Origin of the sequence: Streptomyces sp. NPDC050287 (assembly GCF_044459385.1) — a bacterium.
Taxonomy (GTDB): Bacteria; Actinomycetota; Actinomycetes; order Streptomycetales; family Streptomycetaceae; genus Streptomyces.
The window spans coordinates 86,371-103,415 of sequence record NZ_JBITIY010000004.1; the positions used below are offsets into that span (position 1 = coordinate 86,371).

Consider the following 17,045-nt stretch of genomic DNA (forward strand, 5'->3'; position numbering starts at 1 on the left):
TTCAGGCATGCAGGTCCACTCCTTCCATCGCGGCCACGAGGTCGTGGTCGTGCCAGCCACGGGCGATCTCTGTCGTCACTCGGCCCTGGAACATCACCAGGACCCGGTCGCACATGCGCAGGTCGTCGAGTTCGTCGGAGGCGATGAGTACTCCGGTGCCGGTCTGCGCGGTCTCCTCGACCTTGGCGAGGAGGAACTCCTTGGAGCGCACGTCCACGCCGGCGGTCGGGTTGATCAGGACCAGCAGACGCGGGTCGTCGGCCAGGGCGCGGGCCATGACGACCTTCTGCTGGTTGCCTCCGGACAGGGCGAAGACGGGCAGGTCGGGACCGGGGGTCTTGATCGCCAGGTACTCGATCATGCCCTCGGCGAGCAGGTCCCGGCGGCCGCGGCTCAGGAACCCGTTCGAGCCGATCCGCTTCGGCACGGACAGCGTGGCGTTGTCCGCGATCGACATGCCGGGAACGAAACCCTGGTGGTGCCGGTCCTGCGGGACGAACCCGGCGCCGGCGGCGAGCGCCGCGGGCACGCTGCCCGGCCGGGGCCGCCGCCCGGCGATCTCCACCTCGCCGGCCGCCGGCGCCCGCAGCCCTACGACGGTCTCGGCGACCTCGGTACGTCCGCTGCCGGCGGCGCCCGCGAGGCCGACGATCTCGCCGGCACCGACCTGGAAGCCGACGTCGTCGTAAGCGTCGCCTCGCAGCGCACGGACGCTCAGTGCGGCCGTGGCGCCGGGGGTGAGGGTGCTCGCCCGTTCCCCTTGCCGGTCGGCCGCCGCCTCGCCGGTCATGGCGGCGACAAGGTCGGCGCGGGGCAGTTCGGCGACCGGCGCGGTGATGATGTGCCGGGCGTCGCGGAAGACCGTCACCATGTCGCAGATCTCGTAGATCTCCTGGAGGTGGTGGCTGATGAACAGGAACGTCACGCCCTGGCGTTGCAGGTCGCGGATGCGGTCGAAGAGCCGGTTGATCGCCGCCGCGTCGAGCTGCGCGGTCGGCTCGTCGAGGATGATGAACCGCGCCCCGAAGGACAGCGCCCGGGCGATCTCCACGAACTGCCGCTGCTCGACGCTCAGTTCACCGGCCGGGGTCTGCGGGTCGACGTCCACCGACCACGTCGACAGCAGGTCCCGTGCGCGGCGACGGGTGGCGTGCCAGCTGATGAGGCGGCTGGGCCCGTGGTCGTGCCGGTTCAGGAAGAGGTTCTCGGCGACGGTCAGTGTCGGGATGATCGTCGACTTCTGGTAGACGCAGGCCACCCGCCGTCGCCAGGCGTCGCGATCGCTGAGCCGGGGGGCCGGCTCGCCGCCGAAGACCACCGTTCCCTCGTCGGGTGCCTGAAGCCCGGTGAGCACCGACACCAGGGTCGACTTGCCGGCTCCGTTGCGGCCGACGAGTGCGTGGGTCTCACCGGGTCGGATGGTGATCCGGGCGCCGTTGAGGGCCACCGTCGGACCGAATCGTTTGACTATGCCCGTCGCCTCGACGACGGGCGGGTCCGGGGGGACCCGTCCGTCGTCCGCCGGGGCGGGCGCGGGGGTGACTGCTCGCTCCCCGTCGCTCATCTCAACCGCCTTGTTCTCGAGAGCCGTTGCATGCCGGAGGAGGGATCAGCCGAGGTTGTTGCCCCACAGCGACGTGTCGTCGCTCTTGACACTGGGCACGCCGCCGTAGGTGCCGCCGTCGGCGGTGACCAGCGGTGCGGAGAGCTGGTCCTCGAGCACGCCGTCGCGGACCTGGATGATGGTGCTGCCGTGATCGGTCTTGCCGGGCTTGAACGTCTTTCCGTCGATCGCGGCCTTGACGTAGTACAGGGCGTACTTGGCGTAGAGGTCGGCCGGCTGGGAGACCGTGGCGTCGATCTTCCCGGCGGCGATGGACTTGAGCTCCTCGGGGATGCCGTCGTTGGACACGACGAAGACGTGCTTCTTGTCCTTCGGGTCGACCAGAAGGCCCTTCTGCTTGAGGACCTGGAGCGTGCCGGACAGGGCGAAGCTGGCCTCCATGTAGACACCCTTGATGTCCGGGTGGGCGGTCAGGTCGGTCTGCAGCTTCTGTGCGGCGACGGCCCCGTCCCAGTTGGTGGCCTCGCCGAACACCTTGATGCCGGGGTAGTTCTTCTTCATGCAGTCGTTGAACGCCTCGGTGCGGTCACGGCCGTTGATGGAGTCGAGACCGCCCTCCAGCATGACGACCTTGCCCTTGCCGCCGAGCTTGGTGCCCAGGTACTGACACGCCTTCTCGCCGTAGGCCCGGTTGTCGGCGCGGACGACCATGTAGACCTTGCCGGTGTCGGGGCGGGTGTCCACGGTGACGACCGGTATCTTCTTCGCCTCCAGCTGGGCCAGGGTGGGCGCGATGGCGGCGGTGTCCTGCGGGGCCATCGCGATGCCCTTGACGCCCTGGCTGATGAACGTCTGCGCGTTGGCGGTGAGTTTGGCGACGTCGTTCTGCGAGTTGGTGGTCTTGAGCGAGAGGCCGAGCTTCTTGCCGTACTCCGGCGTGTACTTGATGTACGAGTTCCAGAAGTCGGTGTCGGAGCGCGGGTAGTCGACGCCGACCAGCGGCGCGTCGCCCGACGACGCCGACGTGGTGGAGCCGCTGCCGCACGCGCTGAGCAGCGCCAGTGCGGACAGGGCGGAGACGGCGGAACAGAGGGCGGTTCTGAGTCTCATCGGTGCTTCCTCGCGCCGGTCCCGTAGCGGGAGATGTTCGCTTCGGCGACATCCGTGCATCGCCGCGCTATAGAGATGGGATGTTTATAGAGCGACCTCCGGCAGCCTGTCCAGCCCTCTGCACAAATCACGGCTGAAGCCCAGTTCACACGCGTCAGCGACGAGGACTAGCACGCTCCAGCGAGATTATCCATCCCATCAATTTTCGCCACTTCCTGACTCTCACTGACCAGAAAGCACTGCGATACATGCCATGTCTGCGTGATCGCAATACGCACTGAATCAGAATCAATCAGGCAACTCGCCCGAAGCGGTGGTCACTTTCATCCCTGCACGCTGGTTGACATCCCATGGCGGCATGGCCGACCTTCATCCGTGGCGCTGCATTCCCCCTCTCCCCCACCGCATCAGGGATGTGTCCATGTCGAGCTCGATCAACAGACGCCAGTTCCTGGCCTCCGCGACCTGCGTGGCCACGGCGGCCGTTGCCGGAGGTGTCTTCAGTACCGGTGTCGCCGAGGCGGCGCCCAGCACGTACACGCCCGACTGGAGCTCGGTCGACCAGCACCCGCCGGCGCCGGAGTGGTTCCAGGACGCGAAGTTCGGGATCTACTTCCACTGGGGCGTCTTCAGCGTCCCCGCCTATGACAACGAGTGGTACCCGCGCAGCATGTACCAGGCGGGCAGCAACGCCAACCAGCACCACATCGCCACCTACGGCCAGCCCTCGGCGTGGCCCTACCACAACTTCATCAACGGAGCGAAGGACCTGGCGGGCAACACCGTCAAGTTCGCGCCGAAGCTGAAGTCGGCCGGCGGGAAGTTCGACCCGGACGAGTGGGTGCAGCTGTTCGTCGACGCCGGCGCCAGGTTCGCCGGGCCGGTCGCCGAGCACCACGACGGCTTCTCCATGTGGGACAGCCAGGTCAACGAGTGGAACTCGGTGAACAAGGGCCCTGGCCTCGACCTGCTGCGGCTGTTCTCCACGGCCATCCGCGCCAAGGGCCTGAAGCTGCTGGTGGCCATGCACCACGCGTACCACTTCAACGGCTTCTACGAGTACGTCCCCGCACAGACGGACCCCAGCCTGAAGAAGCTCTACGGGCAGCTGGGCCCGGCCGCGGAGAACCAGCTCTGGTACGACAAGCTCAAAGAGGTCATCGACCGCGCCCAGCCCGACATCCTGTGGCAGGACTTCAAGCTGGACGCCGTCGACGAGACAAAGCGCCTGAACTTCCTGGCGTACTACTACAACCAGGCAAACAGCTGGGGCCGTGAGGTCGTCGCCACCTACAAGGACGGCATGAACGGCAAGGGCGAGGTCTTCGACTACGAACGCGGCGGCCCGGCCGATCTCACCACCCCCTACTGGCTGACCGACGACAGCATCTCCAGCTCGAGCTGGTGCTACACCCAGGGCATCGGCTACTACACCACCCAGCAGATGCTGCACTCGTTCATCGACCGGGTCAGCAAGAACGGCAACGTGCTGCTGAACATCGCACCGATGGCCGACGGCACCATCCCCCAGGCGCAGAAGGACATCCTGCTCGGTATCGGCGACCACCTGAAGCGCTTCGGCGAGTCGGTGTACGCGACCCGCGCCTGGGTGGCGTACGGCGAGGGCCCGACGAAGATGGGCGGCGGCTCGTTCACCACCCCGCACGCCGGCACGCCCCAGGACATCCGCTTCACCCGCAACAAGGCCGGCAACGTCCTGTACGCCACCGTCCTGGGCTGGCCCGGCGGGTCGCTGACGATCAAGACCCTCAGCTCGGACCGGATCAACCTCTCCTCGCTGACCTCGGTGAAGCTCCTCGGCACCACCGCCGGCACCTACATCGACCTGCCCACGCCGGCCCAGAGCGCCTCCGGTCTCACCGTCACCCTGCCGTCCTCGGCGCCCTACAGCGCGGGCGCCTACGTCCTGAAGCTCACGTTCTCCGGCGCGATCCCCGGCCTGCGACCCCTGGCCGGCGCCATCGTCTTCACCGACGTCAACTACACCGGCGTCTCCGCCGTCCTCACCGTCGGCGACCACACCGCGGCCGACCTGACCGCGGCCGGTCCGGGCCCGCGTACTCTCTCCTCCCTCCGGCCGGCCCCCGGTTACCAGGTGATCGGCTACTCCGGAGACAACTTCACCGGCACCGCCTGGACCTTCACCTCCGACAACCCCGACCTCAGGGTCACCGGCAACAACGACCAGATCACCTCACTGAGGGTCCAGTTCAACCCGGCGACGTACTTCCGCATCACCAACGCCACCAACGGCCTCGCCCTGGACAGCGGCGGCAACGTCGCCTCCGGCTCCAACCTCAAGCAGTGGACCTGGGACGGCAGTTCCAACCTGCAGTGGCATGCGGAGGCTGTCGGAGACGGCTACTACAGGCTGGTCAACCGCACCAACGGCATGGTCGCCGACGGCTGGGGCGCCACCGCCGACGGCTCCGCCGCCCGGCAGGCCCCCTGGAACGGCGGCACCAACCAGCAGTGGACCATCACCCACCGGGGCGGCGACCGCTACTCGATCGCCAACCGCACCACCGGCCTGGTCCTCGACGGCGGCGGCAACGTCGACTCGGGCTCGATCACCAAGCAGTGGACCTACGGCAGCAGCACCAACCTGCTGTGGACCTTCACCGCGCTGTAGCCGACGGAGCGCGCTGCCGCTGACGTGGCGGCGCACATCCGTGCTCACCTCGTTCGTCGCCGGTCTGCCGACAGGCTGGTGACGGCACCGGTCACCACTGCTACCCGGCCCTGACCACCATCCCTGCCCGCACCGGGGCGAGGACGGGCAGAAAGACCGCCGTCAGCTCACGGGCACCGCGAGGTACTGGTACTCCAGGAACTCGTCGATTCCCACCCGACCGCCCTCGCGGCCCAGGCCGGACTGCTTGACCCCGCCGAAGGGTGCGGCCGGGTTGGAGACGAGACCCGTGTTCAGCCCCACCATTCCCACTTCCAGCCGCTCGCTCACCCGCAGGGCGCGGTCGAGGCCCTCGGTGAAGACGTAACCGACCAGACCCCAGGGGGTGTCGTTGGCCCGGCGGATAACCTCGTCCTCGTCGTCGAAGGTGAGGATCGCGGCCACCGGGCCGAAGATCTCCGTGTCCATCAGACGGCTGGCGGGGTCGACGTCGGCGAGCACGGTCGGCGGGTAGAAGCAGCCCGGGCCCTCCGGCGTACGGCCGCCGACGAGGACACGTGCACCACGCTCCACCGCGTCGGCTACCAGCTCCTCGACCTTGCCACGCCCCGTCCTGTCGATCAGCGGGCCGACATCGACGCCGTCCCGGGTGCCGGGGCCCACGACGAGCGCGCCCATGCGCTCGGCCAGGCGCCGCCCGAACTCCTCCGCCACCGACCGGTGCACGAAGAAGCGGTTGGCGGCCGTGCACGCCTCGCCCATGTTGCGCATCTTGGCGACCATCGCCCCGTCCACCGCCTTGTCCAGGTCGGCGTCGTCGAAGACGATGAACGGCGCGTTGCCGCCCAGCTCCATCGACGTCCGGACCACGGCCTGCGCGCTCTGGGCCAGCAACAACTGCCCGACGGCCGTGGAACCGGTGAAGGACAGCTTGCGTATCCGCCCGCCGCGCAGGAGCGGTTCGCACACCTCCCCCGCACGGGAGGTGGTGACGACGTTCAGCACGCCGTCCGGCAGCCCGGCCTCCTTGAGGATCGCGGCGAGAGCCAGGCTGGACAGAGGGGTCTGCGGGGCAGGCTTGAGGATCATCGTGCAGCCGGCCGCGATCGCCGGGCCGATCTTGCGGGTGCCCATGGCCAGCGGGAAGTTCCACGGGGTGATCAGCAGACAGGGGCCGACCGGACGGCGGGAGAGCAGCATCCGGTTGCGGCCGTCGGGAAGGATGCCGGCGCCGCCGTCGATGCGGACCGCCTCCTCGGAGAACCAGCGGAAGAACTCCGCCGCGTACGCCACCTCTCCCCTGGCCTCGGCGAGCGGTTTGCCCATCTCAGCGGTCATCAGGTGGGCGAGTTCGTCGGTGCGCTCCAGGATGATCTCGTAGGCGCGGCGCAGGATCTCGCTGCGCACCCGGGGCGCCGTACGAGCCCACTCCTCCTGTGCTCGCACGGCCGCTTCCTCGGCGAGCTTGGCGTCCTTGGGGCCGGCGTCGGCGACGTGGCAGAGGATCTCGCCGGTCGCGGGGTCGTCGACGGGCAGGGTGGCGCCGTCCGCGGCGTCCACCCAGGCGCCGCCGATGAACAACTGCGTGGGTGTGTCGGTCATGAGGTCTCTCCTGGTTGATCGGATCGATCGGCGGCGGGGTCGAGCAGTTCCGCCAGGTGCAGGGCGCGAACGCCCTGGTCTCCGGCGAGATGGTCGATCTGCGTCGCGCAGCTGAAGCCGTCGGCCACGACGACGGTCGGGGTGTCCTGGTCGATGCCGTCGAGGCAGGCTCTCAGGGCCAGGTCGGCGACAGCCATCGAGGTGTCGTAGTGCTGCGCCTCGAAGCCGAAGTTGCCGGCGAGTCCGCAGCAGCCCTCGGCCTCGTCGACCTTGCGTACGCCGAGGCGGCCGAGCAGGTCGCGGGGGTGGCGGCCCTTGAAGGTGGCGTACTCGTGGCAGTGGGTCTGCAGGACGACGCTCGCAGGCAGCGGGGGCGGGCGCCATCCGGGTGCGGCGAGATCGGTCAGGGCTCCGGTGAGGGTGTGGACGCGGGCCGCGACGCGCTGGGCGGCGTCGGTGCCGAGGAGTTCGGGCACATCCCGCTTGAGGGCTGCGGCGCAGCTGGGTTCGGCCACGACGATGGGCCGGTCGTCGCCGTTGTCCAGGCGGGCGACCGTACGGGCCATGATGCGGCGTGCGACGGACAGCTGGCCGGTGCTCACCCAGGTCAGGCCGCAGCACAGGTCGTCCTCCGCCGTGCAGGGAATGCCGGCGTCGGCGAGGACACGGCTCGCCGCCCCGGCCACCTCGGGGCGGAAGGCGCGGGTGAAGCTGTCCACGAACAGCAGCGTCTTCGCCCCTTCGCCGGTTCTCGCCGTGCGCAGGGCCCGGCGCAGTGCGCGGCGGGAGGCGAAGGCGGGGATCCGGCGTTCGGTGGTCACGCCGCCGAGACGTGCGAGCAGCTTCCCGACGGGTCCGCGCAGCAGCGCGTTCACCGGGCGGGCCGCGAGTCCGACGAGTCTGGACGTCAGCGGCAGCCAGCCCAGGGAGTAGTGGGAGCGGGGTCTGACGCGGCCCTTGTAGTGCTGGTGCAGGAACTCCGCCTTGTACGTGGCCATGTCGACGCCGACCGGGCAGTCGCTGGAGCAGGCCTTGCAGGACAGGCACAGGTCGAGGGCGTCCCGGACCTCCGTGGAGCGCCAGCCGTCCTGGACGGCTCCGCCCCGCACCATCTCCTGGAGCAGGCGGGCCCGGCCGCGGGTGGAGTCGTTCTCCTCCCCCGTGGCCCGGTAGCTGGGACACATCACGCCGCCCGCGTCGCTGCGGCAGCGGCCGACCCCGACGCAGCGGCGCACCGCGCCCGCGAAGCCGTCCTCGTCGTGCGGGAAGGAGAAGAGGGTCTCGACCGGCAGCACCTCGGACGGCGTGTGCAGCGCGAGGTCGGCGTCGAGACGGGCCGGGGCCACGATGACGCCGGGGTTGAGCAGCCCCCCGGGGTCGAAGATCTCCTTGAAGCCGGCGAACGCCCGGATCATCCGGTGGCTGTACATGACCTCCAGCAGCTCGCTCCGGGCCCGCCCGTCGCCGTGTTCGCCCGACAGGCTTCCGCCGTGCTCCACGACCAGAGCGGCGGCTTCCGACAGGAACCGGCGGGTGGCGGCCCGCCCCGCGTCCGTGGCGAGGTCGAAGTCGATGCGGACGTGGACGCATCCGGCGCCGAAGTGCCCGTACAGCACGCCGGTCAGGCCGTGCGCGGCCAGCAGCTTGCGGAAGCCGCGCAGGTAGGCGGCCAGGTTCTCGGGCGCGACCGCCGCGTCCTCCCAGCCGGGCCAGGACTCCCCGCCGTCGACGAGCCGCGCGGCGAGCCCCGCCCCGTCCTCCCGGACCCGCCACAGCGAACGCCGCTCGGCCGGGCGATGCACCACCCGCCCGCCGGTCAGCCGGCCGCCGGTCTTGAGTACGTCCAGCAGTTCGGCGGCGCGGGCGTCGACGGCCGCCTGGTCGTCGCCGTCGAGTTCGACGTACAGCCAGGCCCGCCCTTCGGGGAGGCCGGTGACGGAGTCGGGACCACGCCGGGCACGCATGGTGGCGACGATCGCCTCGTCCATGCCCTCCACCGCGGTGGGGTGCCGGCGCAGGATCTCGGGGACGTCCTCGGCGGCGTCGACCACGTCGTCGTAGCCGAGGGCGAGGAGGGTGGAAGCCTGTGCGGTCGCCACCAGGCGGACCGTCGCGGCGGTGACGACCGCACAGGAGCCCTCGGTGCCCACCAGGGCGCGGGCCATGTCGAAGCCGTGCTCGGGCAGCAGATGGTGCAACTGGTAACCGGAGACCTGGCGCGGTACCCGGCCCAGTTCGGTACGGATCGGCGCCAGGTTGTCCCCGATCAGGTGCCGCAGGTCCGCTTCGAGGCGGGCGACACGCCGGACCGCGTCCCTGTCGTCCGGGTCTGCGGCCCGCAGTCCGGTGCGGTCGGCGACGGCCCGCACGCCGTCCGCCGTCACGATCTCCAGCGCCTCGATGTGGCTGCTGGTGCGCCCGTGCCGCACCGACCGGTTGCCGCACGCATCGTTGCCGATCATGCCGCCGAGGGTGCAGCGGCTGTGCGACGAGGGGTCGGGGCCGAAGGCCAGCCCGTACCGGCTCGTCGCGCTCTGGAGAGCGTCGAGGACCACTCCCGCCTCGACCCGCGCGGTGCGGGCCACCGGATCGATGTCCAGGATCCGGTTCATGTACCGGGAGAAGTCCAGGACGACACCGGGTCCGACGGCGTTGCCCGCCATGCTCGTGCCGCCGCCGCGCGCGGTGACCGGAACGTCGGCCCGACGGCAGGCCCGCAGCACCGCGACCACGTCGTCAGCGCTGCGGGGAAAAGCCACCGCCCGTGGCGGGACTCGGTAGTTGGAGGCGTCGTACGCGTATGCGCCGGTCCCTCCCGCACCGGTCTCGATCCGCAGGCCGACAGCGGTACGGGCGAGCTCGTCGACCAGGCGCGGGAGGGAGTCCGTCATCGCCGCGACACCCCCGACGTGCCTGCCTCGACCGCGGCCGCCCACGCCTGGAGGCCCTCGTCCACCGCCGTCTCGTCGATCACCAGGGCGGGGATCATCCGCACGACCTGGTTCCAGGCCCCGCACAGCAGCAGAAGCAGGCCCTCGTCGACGGCGGCGCGCTGCACACGGGCGGCGGTCTCGGCGTCGGGGCCGCCGTCCTCGGTGACGAACTCGGTGGCCAGCATCAGCCCGAGCCCCCGCACGTCGCCGATGCCCGGCGTCCGGTCGGCCACCGCCTGCAGCCCTTGGCGCAGGCGCTCGCCCATCGCCTCGGCGTTCTCGACGAGCTTCTCGTCGCGTACGACGTCGAGGGTGGCGCAGGCCGCGGCGCAGGCAACGGCGTTGGCGCCGTACGTGCCACCCTGCGAGCCGGGCCACGCCTTGGTCATCAGCTCCTCGGAGGCGGCGATGCCGGACAGCGGGAAGCCGCTGGCAAGCCCCTTGGCGGTGACGAGGATGTCGGGCGTGACACCGAAGTGGTCGTGGCCCCAGAAGCGGCCGGTGCGGCCGACGCCCGTCTGCACCTCGTCCAGGATGAGGAGGAACCCGTGGCGGTCCGCCCGCTCCCGCAGGCCCTGGAGGAAGGCGCGGGTGGCCGGCACATAGCCGCCCTCGCCGAGCACCGGCTCGACGATGATCGCGGCCGTGTCGGCGGGCGAGGAGATCGTCTGGAGCGTGTAGTCGAGCTCTTTCAGGGCGAATCGGGTGGCGGTCTCCTCGTCCCAGCCGTACCGGTACGCCGACGGGAAGGGAGTGACGACCACCCCGCTCATCAGCGGCGAGAACCCGGAGCGGAAGCGGGTGCCGGAGGTCGTCATGGCGGCGGCGGCGACCGTACGACCGTGGAAGCCGCCGTGACACACGATGACGTTCGGCCGGCCGGTGGCCTGGCGGGCCAGGCGCAGCGCGGCCTCGACGGCCTCGCTGCCGGAGTTGGTGAAGAACAGGCTGTCCAGGCCGGTCGGCAGCACCTCGCCGAGCTTGTCGACGAGGCGGCGCAGGGGCTGGTGCATGACCGTCGTGTACTGGCCGTGGATCAGCGTGCCCACCTGCTCCTGCGCCGCCGCCACGACCTTGGGGTGGCAGTGCCCGGTGCTGGTGACGCCGATGCCGGCGGTGAAGTCGAGGTAGCGGCGGCCGTCCTGGTCGAAGAGGTGGACGCCCTCGCCCCGGGCCGCCACCACGGGCGTGGCCTGGCGAAGGTGCGGCGACAGTGCGGTCATGTTCGTCTCCCGGCCTCGGCGTTCGGTCTGCTGCGGAATCCCGAGCATCTCCGCGGAGCAGGGGTGCGCCAACGTGCGATCTGTCCGGCCGGGCCGCGACATCCGGACGTAGTGTCAGCCTCATCGCGGGCAGGCCGGTCGCCGATCGCTCACGGACCGCTCTTGCGCAGGTCAGCGACGCTTGTCACAGTGGCCGGGCACTCCCGGGCACGGAGCCGTGTCCGAGCAGGGGACCCCATGGAGACACCGTGAACGACAGCCACCCGGCCGGCCATGGGCCCACCCGCGCACTCACCGTCGCCGACGTCCTGGCCCTTCCGGTCCTGGCCGCCGGACAGCCCCAGGTCGTCACCGGTGTGCCCCACCTGGACCGGCCGGTCAGGTGGGTCCACATCACCGAACTGACCGATCCCGCGTCCTTCCTCAAGGGCGGCGAACTCGTCCTGACCACCGGAATGCCACTCCCGGAAGACGTGGCCGGCGTGCGCCGGTACGTCGACGAGCTCGCCGGCGTCGGGGCCGCGGCGCTGGTCATCGAACTCGTACGTCGCTATCACCGCCCGCCGGACGCACTCGTCGACGCCTGCCGCCTGCGTGGCCTTCCCCTCGTCACGCTCGCCAGGGACGTCAACTTCCTCGAGGTCACCCAGGTCGTGCACGCCCTCCTGCTCGGCAACCAGGCGGACGCGATGCGCCGCACCCAGCGCATCCACGAGGCGTTCACGGCCCTGACCCTGCGCGGTGCGGGCCCGGAGGACGTGGTGCGTGCGGCGGCGGAGATGTGCGGCCGCACGGTCGTCCTGGAGAACCTGGTGCACCAGGCACTGATCTGCGCGCCGTCCGGAGGCACGGTGGAGGAGGCGCTGACCGGTTGGGAACAGCGCTCCAGAGCCACCGGAGCCGACGACCACACGGCGACCTGCGGCCCGGCCGGCTGGCTCACCGCACCCGTCGAGTACCAGGGCGAGCGCTGGGGCCGTGTGGTCATGCTCCCGACCCGCACCGACGGCCCCGCCTTCGGGCCGGAGGACATCACCGTGCTGGAGAGGACCGCGATGGCACTGACCGTCGCCCGCCTCATCCATCCCACCCCGTGGGAACGCACCGCACACCGAAACGCCCTGCGCGACCTGGTCGACCAGCGCCACCGCTCCGCCGAGGACGCCCGCGCCCGTTGCGCCGCACTGGGCCTGCCGACCGACCGGAGCCGGTTCGTCGCGACCCTGGTGGACCTCCGCACAGTCAGAGGGGGAACCGAGCCCGAGACCCGCCTGTTCCAGGAGCTCCGGACGGCAGGCATCGCGGCCCTCGTCGGCGAGCTGGCCCCCGACCGCGTCGGCATCCTGCTGGCTCTGCGACCCTCCCAACCCTGGCGCCCCATCGTCGAGCGTCTGTGCAGCACCGCACTGAGTCTGGCCCCGCAAGCAGTGGTGAGTGTCGGCTCGGAGATCACGGACCTCTCCGACACCGCCCGCTCGTTCCGCGAGGCGGCCCGCGTCGCCGAGGCCACTCCACCCGGCCAGCCCCTCCCCCGGGACCGGTCCTTCCACGAGCTGTCCGACATCGGCCTGCACCGCCTGCTCTACGCCCTCCGCGAGGACACCCGGATCCAGGAGTACGCCGAACATCAGCTCGGGCGACTCATCGATCACGACACCCAGCACGGCACCGACCTGCTGACGACCCTGCGCCACTATCTCGAAGCGGCCGGCAACAAGACCACCGCCGCACGCCGGGGCGGCCTCTCCCGCGAAACCATGTACCAACGCCTGCGCACCATCGAGCGTCTCCTCCACCGCGACCTGGAGTCCGGCGAACAGCGCACCGAACTCCACGTGGCTCTCACGGCACTCGACGCGCTTCGGGCCCACTGACGTGGAACGAGCCGCAGCCTCGGCGGCGCCACCCGGATCGCCGCCAGAGATGGGATGTTACTGGTCAGTGTCGGAGAGCGAAGGATCGGCGGAGCATCCCTCGTAGCAGTGCCAACGGGACGAAACGACGCAGAACTCACCCCTGTGCCACCCCTCCCCAAATTCTGGCATCCATGGGATGTCCAGGCAGGGATCTGCGTGATATCTGTACGAGTGCGCTCGAGGAGCCGGTCGGGGCCGAACCCGCTCGGCACAGAAGGGCTGGAGCAGACGGGACGCCGGATGACTCGGTGTTGTCAACGCTCACAGTGCAACAGGGCTCCAGCCACGCCGTTCTGACGGAACGTCAGGCGGACGTCTACGCCAACGGGACGGTGCGACGGCCGAGTTCAGGATCGAACGGCGCTTCGGCTCCGCTGATTTCAGCACTCACTCGTCATGAGAGGACGCCTGCATGAGAAAGTCCTGGACTCTGTCACTCATCACTCTCGTCACTGCCGCGCTCGGGGTGACGGCGGCTGGTGTGGCCCCTGCCTCCGCCGCCTCGACCACGCCGTTACGGGTCATGCCGTTGGGCGACTCGATCACCTGGGGTGTGGGCAGCAGCACGGGCAACGGCTACCGGGGGCCGATGTGGAACCAGCTTGCCGCCGACGGCCATCCGCTGGACTTCGTCGGCACACTGCGGGGCGGTTCGATGTCCGACTCGGACAACGAAGGCCACTCCGGATACCGCATCGACCAGATCGCCGCACTCGCCGACGCCGCGCTGACCCGCTACCGGCCCAACGTCGTGACGCTGGAGATCGGCACCAACGACCTCAACGGCAACTACCAGCCCTCCACCGCCGCGGACCGGCTGAAGTCGCTGGTCAACCAGATAACCGCCGCCGTCCCCGACGCGACCGTCCTGGTGGCCTCCCTGGTCGTGTCCACCAGCGGCTCGGAGGAGCAGTACCGTCCCGCGTACAACCAGGCCGTCCCGCAGATCGTGCGCGACGCACAGGCCGCCGGCAAGCACGTCGCGTACGTGGACATGAGCAGCCTCACCACGGCCGACCTGGCCGACGCCCTGCATCCCAACGACACGGGCTACCAGAAGATGGCGGATGCCTTCCACCGCGGCATCCAGGCCGCGGACAGCGCCGGGTGGCTGAGGAACCCCGCCCCCGCCGCCGCACGCGTGGAGTCCGGCATCGCCGGCAAGTGCCTGGATGTCAACGGCGCCAACACGGCCGACGGCACCGCTGTCCAGATCTGGGGCTGCGGCGGCAACGCGAACCAGCTCTGGTCCGCCTACACCGACGGCACCCTGCGCTCCATGGGCAAGTGCCTCGACGCCGCCGGCGGGGGCACGGCCAACGGCACCAAGGTGCAGACCTGGGCCTGCAACGGCGGCTCCAACCAGAAGTGGCAGCCCTACAACGGCGGCTACCGCAACCCCACCTCCGGCCGCTGCCTCGACATTCCTGGCTTCTCCACGGCTGACGGCACGCAACTCCAGCTGTGGGACTGCAACGGCGGCTCCAACCAGAAGTGGACCACTCTGACCGCCGGATGACCCCGCCCCCGGGGCCCGAGCCCGTTCCGGGCTCAGGTCCCGGGAAACATCGACCCCTGGACACATCGACCCCGGGAAGACATCAGTGGCGGGCACCGCCGGGCACGGGGCCCGCCGTGGCCGGGGTCAGTACACCGGTCGACTGAGGGCGACACCCTGTGTGGGTCGCGGAAGGAAAGCCGGTCAGCGGCGGAAAGAACGCCGAGCCCACGGCGCGCGCACCCCTCGAAAACCGAGTGTGGAGCTGGCTCTGGCGCAGGTGTCGAAGCGCTTCGACGATGCCATTCTCCCCGACGGGTGTCAATGAACCCGGCAAAGGAAAGTGTCTCGCGGTAGAGGCCCTTGTTTCCCGCGAAACTTGTCCGCTAACTTGCGCTGGGAAGTGAAGCGCTTCGACGGCGCAGGAAGGCTGCCGCCATGAGTCACGAATTGAACCGCGGAAGGTTCGTCAGTGCAGCGGCTTCGGTCATGTGTCACCGGCCCTGACGAACCGTCAGAGCACGACTGGACTCTCCGTACCCGAGGAACCGTCATGACGACTCGCAGCATCACCGACCGCCTGGGCGGCCTGGCCTTCGGCGGGGACTACAACCCGGAGCAGTGGGACGAGCCGGTCTGGAAGGAGGACGACGAGCTGATGCGCAGGGCCAGGGTCAACCTGGCCACCGTCGGCGTCTTCTCCTGGGCGCTGCTGGAACCGGAGGAGGGCCGCTACGACTTCGCCTGGCTGGACGCCCACCTGGAACGCCTGCACGCGAACGGTGTGGCCGTCGACCTGGCCACCCCCACCGCCTCCCCGCCGCCCTGGTTCACCCTGGCCCACCCGGACGCGCTGATGGTCCGGCCCGACGGCACCCGACTCGTCCACGGCAGCCGGGACACGTACTGTCTCACCGCGCCCGCGTACCGGAACGCGGCCCGCCGTATCGCCGCGGTGCTCGCGGAACGCTACGGCGACCATCCCGCCCTCGCGCTGTGGCACGTACACAACGAGTACGCCACCCTGTGCTACTGCGACCACACCGCTGCCTCCTTCCGGGTGTGGCTGCGTGCCCGCCACGGATCGCTGGACGTCCTCAACGAGGCCTGGGGAACGGCCTTCTGGAGTCAGCACTACACCTCCTGGGAACAGGTGCTGCCGCCGCGCGCGACGAACTGGCACCAGAACCCGGGCCAGGAGCTGGACTTCCGCCGCTTCTGGGCCGACGAGGTCACCGCCGCCTACCGCGAGCAGCGTGACGCGATCCGCGCGCACAGCGACCGGCCGGTGACGACCAACCTGATGCTGCCCGCGTACCAGAACATCGACGTATGGGCCCTCGCCCGGGAACTCGACGTGGTCACCTGCGACCAGTACCCGAGCGCGCCCGGCCTGGACGCCGCCGCCGACGTCGCCTTCCACGCGGACCGCGCCCGCTCCCTGGGCGGCGGCCGTCCCTGGCTGCTGATGGAGCAGGGCACCAGTACCGTCTACGACGGCGACCGGGTCCTCGCCAAGGACCCCGGTGACATCCTGCGCCACACCCTCGGCCACATCGCCCGCGGCTCGGAGGGCGCCCTCTTCTTCCAGTGGCGGCAGTCCCGGGCCGGCGCCGAGACCTGGCACTCGGGGATGGTCCCGCACGCGGGCCCCGACAGCCGGATCTTCCGCGAGGTCACGCAGACCGGGGAGGCGGTCGCCCGGCTCGGCGAGCTGGCGGGATCGACGGTGTCCGCGCCCGTGGCGGTCCTGCACGACCCGGACGCCTGGTGGGCACTGGGCGTGGACGGACTGCCCACCGCGGAGCTCGACTACCACACGGCACTCGCCCGGACGCACCGCACGCTGTGGGACGCCGGCGTCACGGTCGACTTCGCCCACCCCGAACACGAGTTGAGCCGCTACCCGCTCGTCGTCGCACCGGCCCTGTTCCTCCTCTCCGACGGGGCCGGCGAGAATCTGCGCCGTTATGTCACCGGAGGCGGGACGCTCCTCGTCCAGCACGCGAGCGGCTACGTCGACGAGCGCCTCCACGCCCGTCTCGGCGGTTACCCGGCCGCTCCCCTGCGCGAGGCGCTGGGCATCCGCGTCGAGGAGTACCGCCCGCTGCGGCGCGGCGAGCGGATCACCCTGTCGGACGGAACCCAGGGCACCGCCTGGAGCGAGTCCCTGCGTACCGAGGGCGCCGAGACACTCGTCGCCTACACCCACGGGATGCTCACCGGCAGTCCGGCGCTGACCCGTCACCGCTTCGGCACCGGGCAGGGGTGGTATCTCTCCACCCACCTCACCGACGCCGCCTACGGCGCCCTGGTCGCCCGGCTGCTCGACGAGGCCGGCGTGAGCCCTGAGTCGCCGGGCCTGCCCCCGCAGGTCGAGGCCGTCACCCGACGCGCCCCGGACGGGCGCCGCTGGCGTTTCCTGATCAACCACCGCACCGAACCCGTGCCGCTGCCCGAGCCCGCGCACGACCTGCTCACAGGCGGCACGGTGTCCCAACTGCCCGTCGGCGGCTGCGCCGTACTCCGTATCGCCTGAGCCCGGA

At 70.4% G+C, this 17,045-nt stretch carries 9 protein-coding genes; 4 read left to right on the plus strand and 5 right to left on the minus strand.

What is annotated here, in order from left to right:
• Position 1: 1 nt before the first annotated feature.
• Positions 2-1,564: a sugar ABC transporter ATP-binding protein gene (locus tag ACIBK3_RS15395; protein ID WP_399365730.1), complete on the minus strand. Its 1,563-nt coding sequence runs from the start codon at positions 1,562-1,564 to the stop codon at positions 2-4.
• Between the two features lie 45 nt (positions 1,565-1,609).
• The gene (locus ACIBK3_RS15400) at positions 1,610-2,674 is read right to left on the minus strand and encodes a sugar ABC transporter substrate-binding protein (RefSeq protein WP_399365732.1); all 1,065 of its coding nucleotides are present in this window, start codon (positions 2,672-2,674) and stop codon (positions 1,610-1,612) included.
• 421 nt (positions 2,675-3,095) lie between these two features.
• Here ACIBK3_RS15400 and ACIBK3_RS15405 point away from each other — a divergent pair, with 421 nt between their 5' ends.
• On the plus strand, positions 3,096-5,327 hold the full coding sequence (locus ACIBK3_RS15405) for an alpha-L-fucosidase (RefSeq protein ID WP_399365733.1): 2,232 nt from the start codon (positions 3,096-3,098) through the stop codon (positions 5,325-5,327).
• 162 nt (positions 5,328-5,489) lie between these two features.
• Here ACIBK3_RS15405 and ACIBK3_RS15410 read toward each other — a convergent pair whose 3' ends face one another.
• The 3 genes from ACIBK3_RS15410 to ACIBK3_RS15420 are packed head-to-tail and all read right to left on the minus strand — an operon-like array spanning position 5,490 to position 11,085.
• Positions 5,490-6,929, minus strand: a complete 1,440-nt coding sequence (locus tag ACIBK3_RS15410) for an NAD-dependent succinate-semialdehyde dehydrogenase (protein WP_399365735.1) — start codon at positions 6,927-6,929, stop codon at positions 5,490-5,492.
• The gene (locus tag ACIBK3_RS15415; protein ID WP_399365737.1) at positions 6,926-9,820 is read right to left on the minus strand and encodes an FAD-binding and (Fe-S)-binding domain-containing protein; all 2,895 of its coding nucleotides are present in this window, start codon (positions 9,818-9,820) and stop codon (positions 6,926-6,928) included. The genes ACIBK3_RS15410 and ACIBK3_RS15415 overlap by 4 nt, the downstream gene beginning before the upstream one ends.
• Positions 9,817-11,085 (minus strand): aspartate aminotransferase family protein, encoded by a 1,269-nt coding sequence (locus tag ACIBK3_RS15420; RefSeq protein WP_399365739.1) that lies wholly within the window; start codon positions 11,083-11,085, stop codon positions 9,817-9,819. The genes ACIBK3_RS15415 and ACIBK3_RS15420 overlap by 4 nt, the downstream gene beginning before the upstream one ends.
• 248 nt (positions 11,086-11,333) lie before the next feature.
• On the opposite strand from ACIBK3_RS15420, the gene ACIBK3_RS15425 reads away from it, so the two are divergent.
• The 3 genes from ACIBK3_RS15425 to ACIBK3_RS15435 all read left to right on the plus strand — a co-directional run bounded on the left by ACIBK3_RS15425 (position 11,334) and on the right by ACIBK3_RS15435 (position 17,038).
• Entirely contained in the window at positions 11,334-12,959 is a 1,626-nt protein-coding gene (locus tag ACIBK3_RS15425; RefSeq protein WP_399365741.1) for a PucR family transcriptional regulator, read from the plus strand.
• Between the two features lie 454 nt (positions 12,960-13,413).
• Positions 13,414-14,520 (plus strand): ricin-type beta-trefoil lectin domain protein, encoded by a 1,107-nt coding sequence (locus tag ACIBK3_RS15430; RefSeq protein WP_399365743.1) that lies wholly within the window; start codon positions 13,414-13,416, stop codon positions 14,518-14,520.
• A 532-nt stretch (positions 14,521-15,052) separates the two neighbouring features.
• Complete coding sequence (locus tag ACIBK3_RS15435) at positions 15,053-17,038, plus strand: beta-galactosidase (RefSeq protein ID WP_399365745.1); 1,986 nt, start codon at positions 15,053-15,055, stop codon at positions 17,036-17,038.
• Positions 17,039-17,045 lie beyond the last annotated feature (7 nt).